This is a genomic window from Actibacterium sp. (genome assembly GCF_055134745.1).
The window spans coordinates 1-9,919 of record NZ_JBSRVX010000011.1 but is presented as its reverse complement, the minus strand read 5'-3'; the positions used below and the strand labels follow the sequence as shown (position 1 = coordinate 9,919).

14 protein-coding genes are annotated in these 9,919 nt (G+C 61.2%); 6 read left to right on the top strand and 8 right to left on the bottom strand.

Features of this window, described 5'->3' with window-relative positions; all coding sequences use genetic code 11:
• On the bottom strand, positions 1-296 hold a 296-nt coding region (locus ACTCHC_RS02255; RefSeq protein ID WP_463020825.1), incomplete at its 3' end, for a hypothetical protein.
• Positions 289-1,212, bottom strand: coding sequence for an IS1595 family transposase (locus tag ACTCHC_RS02250; RefSeq protein WP_463020824.1), 924 nt, complete (start codon positions 1,210-1,212; stop codon positions 289-291). The genes ACTCHC_RS02255 and ACTCHC_RS02250, both read right to left, overlap by 8 nt.
• A 46-nt stretch (positions 1,213-1,258) precedes the next feature.
• On the opposite strand from ACTCHC_RS02250, the gene ACTCHC_RS02245 reads away from it, so the two are divergent.
• Positions 1,259-1,687 carry a (R)-mandelonitrile lyase gene (locus tag ACTCHC_RS02245; protein ID WP_463020826.1) on the top strand — a complete coding sequence of 143 codons (429 nt, stop codon included), beginning with the start codon at positions 1,259-1,261 and terminating at the stop codon, positions 1,685-1,687.
• Between the two features lie 127 nt (positions 1,688-1,814).
• Here ACTCHC_RS02245 and ACTCHC_RS02240 read toward each other — a convergent pair whose 3' ends face one another.
• Positions 1,815-2,987: a lytic murein transglycosylase gene (locus ACTCHC_RS02240; RefSeq protein ID WP_463020823.1), complete on the bottom strand. Its 1,173-nt coding sequence runs from the start codon at positions 2,985-2,987 to the stop codon at positions 1,815-1,817.
• Positions 2,988-3,063: 76 nt separating this feature from the next.
• Positions 3,064-4,038, bottom strand: a complete 975-nt coding sequence (locus ACTCHC_RS02235; protein ID WP_463020822.1) for a glutathione S-transferase family protein — start codon at positions 4,036-4,038, stop codon at positions 3,064-3,066.
• Positions 4,039-4,217: 179 nt separating this feature from the next.
• On the opposite strand from ACTCHC_RS02235, the gene ACTCHC_RS02230 reads away from it, so the two are divergent.
• The gene (locus ACTCHC_RS02230) at positions 4,218-4,604 is read left to right on the top strand and encodes a hypothetical protein (RefSeq protein WP_463020821.1); all 387 of its coding nucleotides are present in this window, start codon (positions 4,218-4,220) and stop codon (positions 4,602-4,604) included.
• Here ACTCHC_RS02230 and ACTCHC_RS02225 read toward each other — a convergent pair.
• The gene (locus tag ACTCHC_RS02225; RefSeq protein ID WP_463020820.1) at positions 4,598-5,770 is read right to left on the bottom strand and encodes a MalY/PatB family protein; all 1,173 of its coding nucleotides are present in this window, start codon (positions 5,768-5,770) and stop codon (positions 4,598-4,600) included. The two genes, ACTCHC_RS02230 and ACTCHC_RS02225, sit on opposite strands and share 7 nt — an antisense overlap.
• A gap of 101 nt (positions 5,771-5,871) precedes the next feature.
• On the opposite strand from ACTCHC_RS02225, the gene def (ACTCHC_RS02220) reads away from it, so the two are divergent.
• The 4 genes from def (ACTCHC_RS02220) (at position 5,872) to ACTCHC_RS02205 (ending at position 8,166) form a co-directional block, all read left to right on the top strand.
• Entirely contained in the window at positions 5,872-6,393 is a 522-nt protein-coding gene (gene def, locus ACTCHC_RS02220; protein ID WP_463020819.1) for a peptide deformylase, read from the top strand.
• Positions 6,390-6,890: a peptide deformylase gene (def, locus tag ACTCHC_RS02215; RefSeq protein WP_463020818.1), complete on the top strand. Its 501-nt coding sequence runs from the start codon at positions 6,390-6,392 to the stop codon at positions 6,888-6,890. Before def (ACTCHC_RS02220) ends, def (ACTCHC_RS02215) begins: the two co-directional genes overlap by 4 nt.
• Complete coding sequence (gene fmt, locus ACTCHC_RS02210; protein WP_463020817.1) at positions 6,890-7,789, top strand: methionyl-tRNA formyltransferase; 900 nt, start codon at positions 6,890-6,892, stop codon at positions 7,787-7,789. Before def (ACTCHC_RS02215) ends, fmt begins: the two co-directional genes overlap by 1 nt.
• A 137-nt stretch (positions 7,790-7,926) precedes the next feature.
• The gene (locus tag ACTCHC_RS02205) at positions 7,927-8,166 is read left to right on the top strand and encodes a GlsB/YeaQ/YmgE family stress response membrane protein (RefSeq protein ID WP_463020816.1); all 240 of its coding nucleotides are present in this window, start codon (positions 7,927-7,929) and stop codon (positions 8,164-8,166) included.
• Positions 8,167-8,171: 5 nt separating this feature from the next.
• Here the strand turns inward: ACTCHC_RS02205 and ACTCHC_RS02200 are convergent, their stop codons facing one another.
• The 3 genes from ACTCHC_RS02200 to ispH all read right to left on the bottom strand — a co-directional run.
• Complete coding sequence (locus tag ACTCHC_RS02200; RefSeq protein ID WP_463020815.1) at positions 8,172-8,795, bottom strand: trimeric intracellular cation channel family protein; 624 nt, start codon at positions 8,793-8,795, stop codon at positions 8,172-8,174.
• Positions 8,792-9,253 carry a ribonuclease HI gene (gene rnhA, locus ACTCHC_RS02195; protein WP_463020814.1) on the bottom strand — a complete coding sequence of 154 codons (462 nt, stop codon included), beginning with the start codon at positions 9,251-9,253 and terminating at the stop codon, positions 8,792-8,794. The genes ACTCHC_RS02200 and rnhA overlap by 4 nt, the downstream gene beginning before the upstream one ends.
• The coding region (gene ispH / locus ACTCHC_RS02190; protein ID WP_463020813.1) for a 4-hydroxy-3-methylbut-2-enyl diphosphate reductase at positions 9,246-9,919 on the bottom strand (674 nt) is incomplete at its 5' end. The genes ispH and rnhA, both read right to left, overlap by 8 nt.

Below are 9,919 nucleotides of genomic sequence, written 5' to 3'. Positions count from 1 at the left end.
CATAGGTTTTCGTCCAGTTCGGATCCTAGCCCCTTCCGACTAAGCGTCTTCATGAAGGCGTTGCCCCCCTCTGACTTTAGACCAAGCGCTTTCGCCATGCCGCGCTTGTGAAAAACACGGCGACCATCCTCAAGAACATAACACTCAAGTTGTAACCCACCGATAGGCAGGATTCCTAAGTGCGTGGCAATCAACATTTCAGCGTCAGATGCCTTAGCCGACTGATTGACCATTGCGTCGACTACATCGCTGAATGATCCCTCAATTGGGTCGATATTTTCGGGCTTCTTAGCCATTGATCAAATCCTTGTAGGTCAGACGCTTATCAACCATGCGGTCAATCGTCATGTTGATGAAGTTCACAGTGCCAACGTGGGCTGTGTTGTGGCGGAATGAGAATTCGTTGATATAGCGGTGCAGGTGATCGTCGCTCATGTAGTGGTAAACACCGATGTAGCCGCGCTTAAGCAGCGACCAGAAGCTTTCGATGCCGTTTGTGTGGGCCATGTCGCGGACGTACTCGCCAGCGGAGTGACGAACCGTCTTGTGAGTGTAGCCCAAAGCACCAAGACCATTGTAGGCGCGGAACTCGTCAGTAACGACTGTGCCGCCTTCTGGGGCATTATCTTGCACGAAGCCAACCAGCGTGGCCGCATTGGTGCGCTTGATGGGTGTGGCACGAACTGCGCCGCTCTCGTCGCGCATACCTACAACGGCGGTCTTGCCAACTGCACCGCGACCCGCGTGAAGCTTCTTGTCAGCGCGTTTGTTCTTTTCTTTGCCGCCCACGTAGGTTTCATCAACCTGAACCTGACCGTCCATCTTGTCGTTGCCGTGGCTATTCATCCAAGTTTCGCGGATACGCTGGGCAAGAAACCATGCGGTTTTCTGCGTAACGCCCAATTCGCGGGCCATCTGAGTGCTAGGGATGCCCTTACGGGCGCTTGTTAGCATGTAGATGGCCAGCAACCACTTAAGCAGGGGCAAACGGCTTTCTGCCAGCACTGTACCAGTGCGAACGCTGAAATGCTTACGGCAAGATTTGCAGCGGTAAGCCATTGGCTTGTGATCTTTACACTCGGACACATCAACCGAACCACAGTGGCCGCATGAAGCTTCACCAGCCCAGCGACGTGTCTCAAAGAAATTCCGTGCAGCTTCCTCATTTGGGAATTTCTGGAAGAATTCGAATGTGCTAAGTGTATCAGTCATGGGCCTAATCTCTCTTGTTGAGATTAAACTAGCCAAAACAGCCGATGTGGTCAAGAGGTATTTGGCTAGTTATGTATATAGACCCCAAATCAAAAGATGCGGTTCTGAACCATCGGGCGTCGGCCCAAAGGACTATTTCACAGGTGCCGTGCGGGTTGATCCGTTGATCAGCGCGCCCGATCCGGCCCGTGTCGCCGCCGCAAGTGTCACGTTCGAACCTGGCGCGCGTACTGCCTGGCACACCCATCCGCTGGGGCAGACCCTGATCGTGACTGCGGGATGCGGCTGGGCCCAGCGTGACGGCGGGCCAATCGAAGAAATCCGCCCAGGTGATGTCATCTGGTTTGCGCCCGGTGAAAAACATTGGCACGGCGCCACCCGCACCACCGGCATGACCCATATCGCCATCCAGGAAAAGTTGAACGGCTCACCCGTCACCTGGATGGAACAGGTCACCGACGCCCAATACGGCTGATGTGGAACGTTTCCGGACCCCGATCTGCCAGTAATCCATTTGTCCCAATCACCTTGGAAAAATACTCCGGGGGGTGCGGGGGGCTGGCCCTCCGCATCGTCGGGCGCGCCCTTGCGCCGCGACAATCTTACAGGCGCTCCAGCAACGCCCGGGTCGGCCAGGCATCGGCGGGCAAGCCCAGCCGAACCTGTTCGGACTGAACCGCTTCTCGGGTCTTTTCGCCCAGAATTCCGTCCACACCGCCCACATCATGCCCGCGTGCAACCAGCTTTTGTTGCAAGGCCTTCATCTCGGCCCCGCTCAACCCCGGTTCGGGATTGCCCGCGTCAAAGACCGGTGCGCCCGAAAGGCGGGTTGCAAAATAGGCGGCGGTGGTCACATAGACAAAACTTTGATTCCATTCGAAATAGACGTCGAAATTGGGATAGGCGATGAAAGCCGGCCCCTTTCGCCCCATCGGCAGCAGGATGCTGGCCGGCAGCCCGCCCGCCCCCAGTGATCCGGCGCGCGGCTTCACACCGGCCCGTGCCCAGTCGGCCACGCTTTGCTTGTGGTTCAGCCCTGTCTTGGACCAGTCCAGATCGGCGGGCAGGATCACCTCTTGCAGCCATGGCTCTCCGGCACGCCAGCCCAGATCATGCAGCAGCCGCGCCCCCGACATCAGCGCGTCCGGGGCAGATGTCTTCAGCCGCACATGGCCGTCGCCATCGCCATCCGTGCCGTTCTTCAGAATATCGCCAGGCAGCATCTGCACCATGCCGATCTCGCCCGCCCAGGCGCCGGTGGTGGTGGCCGGGTCGAAATCTCCACGCTCATACAATGTCAGGGCTGCGAAAATCTGCGGGCGAAACAGATCGGGGCGGCGGCAGTCATGCGCCAGCGTGATCAGGGCGTTCAGCGTGTTGAAATTTCCCTGCACCGCGCCGTAATCGGTTTCCAGCGCCCAGAAGGCCAGCAAGACCCCGCGCGAGACGCCGTAGTCGCGTTCGATCCTGTCAAACACCGCATCCCATTTTTGCGCGTTGCGCAGCCCGTTATCCATCCGATTCTGACTGATCACGCGGCGCGAAAAGGTCACGAAATCCAGCTGAAATACACCCTGCGCGCGATCGGCCTTGATAACGGAAGGGTCCAGTCGGGCCGTTTGCAAAAAGCGATCAACCGTGCTGCGGGAATGGCCCATGCTGACGGCCTGTTGCGCCAGTCCCGCCAGAAAGCCGTTGAACGACCCGCCACAGTCCTGCGCCTTGGCCGGCGCGGCGGCAAGCGCAAGCACCATGAAAATTCCTGTCCAACGCATACCTGCCTCCGCCCTGTTACATTGCACAGCATAGGGCGGCGCGAAGGGGGGGCAAGGGCCGCTTTGGCCGTCGGCGCTAGCCCCGTCCATGCGGTGCGGCCCAATCCAGCACCGGGTTGATGGGAATGATGCGATTGGGGTTAATCATGTCGTGGCTATAGTGGTAATGCCGCACGAAATGCGCGAAATGCACTGTCGCGGCCACCCCCTGCCATTGATACAGGTCGCGCGTATAGGCCCAAAGATTGGGATAATCGATAATTCGGCGCCGGTTGCATTTGAAATGCAGGTGATAGACCAGATCGAACCGCACCAGCGTGGTGAACAGGCGCCAGTCGGCCTCGGTCAACTTGTCGCCAAGCAAGAAGCGATTATCCGACAGGTGCTGCTCCAGCCAATCCAACGTATCGAACAAGGTGGATACGGCATCGTCATAAGGGGCCTGGGATGTGGCAAACCCTGCCTTGTAGACGCCGTTATTGACGGTATCATAAATGCGGGTGTTGAAACCCTCTATCTGGTCGCGCAACGCATCGGGCCAGAAATCCTGCATGTCGCCTGTCAGCCCGTCAAAGGCCGAATTGAACATGCGGATGATTTCAGAAGATTCATTCGATACGATCGTATTGCGCTGTTTATCCCACAATACCGGCACGGTGACGCGGCCTGAAACATCAGGTTTGGCGCGGGTATAGATATCGCGCAGAAAGGGCAGGCCGAACAACGTATCGCCGGTGGCACCGGGAAAATCCTCGGCAAAGGTCCAGCCATCCTCCAGCATGTCAGGATGCACGACCGAAACGCTGATATGACTTTCCAGACCTTTCAGCGCGCGAAAGATCATGGTGCGATGCGCCCAGGGGCAGGCATGTGACACAAACAGATGATAGCGCCCGCTTTCGGCGGCAAATCCACCCGCGCCGCTGGGCCCCGGCGTGCCATCGGCGGTGATCCAGTTGCGAAACCCCGCGGTCGAGCGGACGAATTTTCCGCCGCTGGCCTTGGTATCATACCAGGACGGATCCCATTGCCCGTTTACAAGCTGTCCCATCATGTCCTCCGATTGTCATGCCAACGACCTAGGACAGAGTGTTGTTCAGCGTAACCCGAAAATACGCGCAATAGCTCTGCAATGATGCACCGATGGAAAGAATTAACGGCGCTTGGGTAGGGTTTCCTTGACCCAAAACCGATTCGACCCCTTGCTTGGGATCAGAGGGGGGCACTGCCATGTCCGAATATCTGCCGCTGGAAGTCCGCGAAGGCATCGAAAAGGCTCGCCAAGCCGCGCTGCGCAAGAAAAACCGCCTGCGCGTGCATGCAGGCGATCAGGTATTTCCGGTGTTACGGTTCTGGTCGCGCGGTTTTGCACTGGATGCAGCCGATGCCCCGCATCTGCGCGGTCTGGTCGATATCTATGACGGATCGCGGCATCTGTATCAGGCGCTGATCGTTGCATCACTGGAAGAAAACGGCGAAATCAGTTTTGAATTCAAGCGCAGCACGCCCGCGCTGGACCGCGCACCGCTGGATTTCGTGCGCGATGACAAGGCGCCTGTTGCCTTGCTGCCATTTTTTGGCGGGCTGCACCTGCCCGGTCGCGCAAGGCGTCACTGAAGATCCTTGAACGCGGTTCTGATGCGATCAACCGCCTGTTCGACATGAACGCGCGGCATACCCAGATTGAACCGCATGAAGGTTTCACCGCCCGAACCGAAGCTGGCGCCGGGGCTGGCGGCGATCCGCGCGCATCTGGTCAGCCGGCGGTTCACCTCGGCGGCATCCATGCCGGTGCCGGCGAAATCCACCCAGGCCAGATAGGTGCTTTGCAGCGGCATGGATTTCAGCCCGGGAATATCTTTCATGCCTTGATCGAACAGCACCCGGTTCGCATCCAGATAGGGGATCAGTGCATCCAGCCAGGCGGCACCATCGCGGCTATAGGCGGCTGCGGTCATGTGAACGCCGAACATGTTCGGCGAAATGCCAAGCGCGGACAATGTCGCGCCAAAGCGGGTCCGCAGGGCGGGATCGGGGATGATTACTTGGCCGGTATGATTGCCGGCGATGTTGAAGGTTTTTGACGGCGCCGTCAGCATGACCAGCCGGTCGATGATCGAAGGGTCCGCCTTCGGCATCGGCAGGTGTTCATGGCCGGGCATCACAAGATCATGATGGATTTCATCCGATATCAGGATCAGGTCATGGCGTTTGCAGAACGCGCCCAGCGCGTGCAATTCCGCCCCGGTCCAGACCCTGCCGCCCGGATTGTGGGGCGAACACAGGATCACGGCCTTTTCGGTGCCGGTCATCTGTGCGTCATAGGCATCGAAATCCATTTCATACCGGTCATCGCGCAATACCAGCGGGCATTCCACCACGTGGCGTCCGCCCGCAGCAATGATCCGGGCAAAGGCATGATAGACCGGCGTGAACAGAATCACGCCATCGCCGGGTTGCGTAAAGGTTTGCAGGGTCAGCGCGACCCCGTTCACCACGCCATGCGTCGTAAATATCCACTCTGGCTGAACGGGCCAATCGTGCCTGTGCCGCATCCACCAGCAGATCGCGTCATGATAAGGCGTTTCGACCCCCAGATAGCCAAACACCCCGTGATCGGCCAGCGCGCGCACCGCATCCTTGATACAGGTGGGCGAGGCGAAATCCATATCCGCCACCCACATCGCCAGCCCGTCATCCGGCGATACACCGAAATTCTGCTCCATCTTGTCCCATTTTGCGGCCAGCGTGCCGCGGCGGTCGATGATGCGGTCGAAATCCATAAGGCCTCCTTGCATTTTGCACAGGCTAGCGCAGACGCGCGGCCGTGCAAGCCCCAACGCGGGCGTTGCGAATTGCGGTGGCTTGTCCTAAATGCGGGGCCATGACCATACGCCAGATCCTGATCCATCCCGACCCGCGCCTGAAAATGGTGGCAAAACCGGTTACGACCGTAACCGATGATCTGTGCGCACTGGCCGATGATATGCTGCAAACCATGTATGACGCGCCCGGCATCGGGCTGGCGGCGCCGCAGATCGGTGTCTTGCAGCGAGTGATCGTGATGGATTGCGTCAAGGATCCCGACCTGCCGCCACGCCCGATGGCCCTGTTCAACCCCGAAATCCTGTGGGCGTCGGATGACCTTAGCACCTATGACGAAGGCTGCCTGTCGATCCCCGAACAATATGCCGAGGTTGACCGCCCCGCCGAGGTGCGCGTGCGCTGGCTGGACCGCAATGGTGCGCAATGCGAAGAGCATTTTACCGGTCTCTGGGCCACCTGCGTGCAGCACGAGATCGACCATCTGAACGGCAAGCTGTTCATCGATTACCTCAAGCCGCTGAAACGCCAGATGATCACCCGCAAGATGGTCAAGCTGAAACGCGAACTGGCGCGCGGGTGACGGCGCGCCGCTGCATCCCCTGGCCCGACCGTCGGCTGCAGACGGCGGCGGCCCCGGTGGAGGCGATCACCGATGATATCCGCGGGGTCTGGACCGACATGATCGACACGATGGAGGCGATGCCCGGCTATGGTCTGGGCGCGCCGCAGATCGGGGTGATGCTGCGGCTGGCGGTGGTGGACTGTTCGGACGCGCGCGGACAGGCGGTGCGGATGGCGAACCCGCAGATTTTGCACGCCTCGGCCCAGTTGTGCGACCATGAAGAGGCCAGCCCCAACCTGCCGGGCGTTTCTGCCGTCATCGCGCGGCCCCGCGCGGTGACAGTGCGCTTTCTGAACGAAAACGGGGAGGTTGAAGACCGCGATTTCGTGCATCTGTGGGCCACCTCGGTGCAGCATCAGATCGACCATCTGAACGGGCGGATGTATTTCGACCATCTGTCGAAACTCAAACGCGACCGGCTGCTGAAACGGGCGCAAAAGCTGCGGGGGGCGTGATGCGGATCATCTTCATGGGAACGCCCGAATTTTCCGTGCCGGTATTGCAGGCGCTGGTCGATGCCGGGCATGACATCGCCTGCGTCTATTGCCAGCCGCCCCGACCCGCTGGCCGTGGCAAAAAGGACCGCCCCAGCCCGGTGCAGGACCGCGCGCAGGCGCTGGGCCTGCCGGTGCGCCATCCGGCCAGCCTGAAAGGTGCCGAGGCGCAGGCGGAATTTGCCGCATTGCGCGCCGATCTGGCGGTGGTGGTGGCCTATGGGCTGATCCTGCCGCAAGCCATTCTGGACGCGCCGCGCCGCGGTTGTCTGAACATCCACGCCTCGCTTTTGCCGCGCTGGCGGGGGGCGGCCCCGATCCATCGCGCGATCATGGCGGGGGATGCGCAAACCGGCATCTGCATCATGCAGATGGAGGCGGGGCTGGATACCGGGCCGGTGCTGCTGCGCCAGGCCACGCCGATTGGCGCCGAAGACACCACCGCCGATCTGCATGACCGGCTGTCGGCGATGGGGGCGGCGCTGATCGTGCAGGCGCTGGCGCGGCTGGACGATCTGGTGCCCGTGCCGCAAGCACAGGACGGCGTGACCTATGCCGCCAAGATCGACAAAGCCGAGGCGCGGGTGAATTGGACGCAGTCGGCCGAAACCGTCGATCGCCAGATCCGGGGCCTGTCGCCGTTTCCGGGGGCGTGGTGCGAGATCGGGGCCGAACGCGTGAAACTGCTGCGCTCGCGTCTGACAAAGGGCAAGGGTGCGCCAGGCCAGGTTCTGGGCGGGCTTGTGATTGCCTGTGGTTCGGGTGCGGTCGAGGTGTTGCAGGTGCAGCGCGAAGGCAAGCGTTCAGTACCGGCAGACGAATTTTTGCGCGGATTTGAAATGCCTGACTGTCTTGGCTGAGGTTGCGCCTGCGAGGGGCCAGCCCCTCGCGCTCCCCGGGGTATTGAGGCCAAGAATAAGCACAGGACCGGGCGTCATTCTGTCATCCGCGGATGTTACGGATTTTCAAATCCGATTTCTGCGTGCATAGTTTGCCAATGCAGATCGTGTTTCTTGTCATCATCGGGGCCGCTGCCGGGTTCATCGCGACCCGGATGATGAAGGTCGAGGCGAATATCATCGTGACAATTGCCATCGGCATCCTGGGGGCGCTGATCGGCGGATTGATCCTGCGGCTGTTGCTGGCCGTGATGGGGGCGGCGGCGGGCTTCATCGGGGCGATCATCGGCGCGATGGTGCTGATCTGGCTGTACCGCACCTATATCGCACGGCGATAGCTGCCTCAGCTTCGCGGCGGGCGGCTTTTGTAGACCGGCAGGCGCCAGCCGAAGGCCATGCTTCCGGCGCGAAGGGCCAGGGTAACGGCGGCGCAGATCAGCAGGGCGATATCGGGGGTAAGGCCCTGCCAGATGGCAATGGCGGCGGCCGATGCCCCGGCAAAGGCGGCGGTGACGTAAAGCTCGCCCTGTTTGAGGACCAGCGGCACTTCGTTGCACACGACATCGCGCATCAGCCCGCCGAAACAGCCCGTGGCCACGCCCATCATTACCAGCACCGGCGCGGGCTGGCCCAGATGGGCGGCGACACCGACCCCGGCGGGAACGGCCACGGCCAGCGCGCAGGCATCCAGCCACAGGATCGCGCGATAGCGGCTTTCCAGCAGATGGGCTGTGAAGAACACGACAAGGGCGGCGAAGGCGGCCAGATAGATGAATTCGGGCGCCGCGATCCAGAAGACCGGCGTGCGCCCCAGCACGAGGTCACGCAGTGTGCCGCCGCCCACCGCCGTCAGGCAGGCGATGAAGATGAAGCCGACGATATCAAGCTGCGCCCGGCTGGCCGTCAGTGCGCCGGTCAGGGCGAAGACAAAGACCGCCGCCAGATCAAGACCGCCGGTCAGCGTCATGCCCGCGCGGCCTTGAACGGTGCCATGCCCGCGCGGGCCAGTTCATCGGCGCGTTCGTTTTCGGGATGGCCGTTGTGGCCCCTGACCCATTTCCAGGTCACCTGATGGTCGGCCTGGGCCGCATCCAGACGCTGCCACAACTCGACATTCTTGACGGGTTTCTTGTCGGCGGTGCGCCAGCCGTTACGTTTCCAGCCGTGAATCCACTGGGTCACGCCGTTCTTCACATAGTTGCTGTCGGTCACGATGGTGATCGGCGTCGCCCGTTTCAGGCTTTCCAGCGCGGAAATTGCCGCCATCAGCTCCATCCGGTTGTTGGTGGTCTGCGCCTCTCCGCCTGACAGGGTGCGTTCCTTGATGACGACTGCGCCTTCCTTGGCCTGCAGCACCACGCCCCAGCCGCCGGGGCCGGGATTGCCGGAACAGGCGCCGTCGGTATAGGCGATCAGATCAGCCATGGGCAGGTTCGCGCAGCACGCGGGGCAGTTTGAATTCGACGTTTTCGGTGGCGGTTTCAACCAGTTCCACGGTGACGTCGTATCGGTCACGGAAGGCTGCGACGACCTCGTCGATCAGCACTTCGGGGGCGGATGCACCGGCGGTCAGGCCCAGCGCCGCGATCCCGTCCAGCGCGCGCCAGTCGATCTCGGACGCGCGCTGAACCAGTTGCGCATAGCTGCAGCCATTGGCGGATGCGACCTCGACCAGACGGCGGGAATTCGACGAATTGGGCGCGCCAATCACCAGCATGGCGTCCACGCGGGGGGCGATCGCCTTGACGGCGGCCTGCCGGTTGGTGGTGGCGTAACAGATGTCTTCCTTGTGCGGGCCGATGATGGCGGGAAAGCGCGCCCGCAATGCCGCGACGATACCGGCGGTATCATCGACCGACAGGGTGGTCTGGGTGATGAAGGCCAGCCGTTCAGGATCGCGCACGACCAATCCGGCCACATCATCGGCGGTTTCCACCAGCAGCACCTCGCCGGGCGGCAGTTGGCCCATGGTGCCGATGGTTTCGGGGTGCCCCGCATGGCCGATCATCACCATCTGCAACCCGTTTTCAAAATGGCGCTCGGCCTCGATATGCACCTTGCTGACCAGCGGGCAGGTGGCATCGACATAGA

Coding starts and splice junctions, on each gene's coding strand:
- ACTCHC_RS02250 (WP_463020824.1), bottom strand. CDS start 1,212: ATGACTGATACACTTAGCACATTCGAATTCTTCCAGAAATTCCCAAAT.
- ACTCHC_RS02240 (WP_463020823.1), bottom strand. CDS start 2,987: ATGCGTTGGACAGGAATTTTCATGGTGCTTGCGCTTGCCGCCGCGCCG.
- ACTCHC_RS02235 (WP_463020822.1), bottom strand. CDS start 4,038: ATGGGACAGCTTGTAAACGGGCAATGGGATCCGTCCTGGTATGATACC.
- ACTCHC_RS02230 (WP_463020821.1), top strand. CDS start 4,218: ATGTCCGAATATCTGCCGCTGGAAGTCCGCGAAGGCATCGAAAAGGCT.
- ACTCHC_RS02225 (WP_463020820.1), bottom strand. CDS start 5,770: ATGGATTTCGACCGCATCATCGACCGCCGCGGCACGCTGGCCGCAAAA.
- def (WP_463020819.1), top strand. CDS start 5,872: ATGACCATACGCCAGATCCTGATCCATCCCGACCCGCGCCTGAAAATG.
- fmt (WP_463020817.1), top strand. CDS start 6,890: ATGCGGATCATCTTCATGGGAACGCCCGAATTTTCCGTGCCGGTATTG.
- ACTCHC_RS02205 (WP_463020816.1), top strand. CDS start 7,927: ATGCAGATCGTGTTTCTTGTCATCATCGGGGCCGCTGCCGGGTTCATC.
- ACTCHC_RS02200 (WP_463020815.1), bottom strand. CDS start 8,795: ATGACGCTGACCGGCGGTCTTGATCTGGCGGCGGTCTTTGTCTTCGCC.
- rnhA (WP_463020814.1), bottom strand. CDS start 9,253: ATGGCTGATCTGATCGCCTATACCGACGGCGCCTGTTCCGGCAATCCC.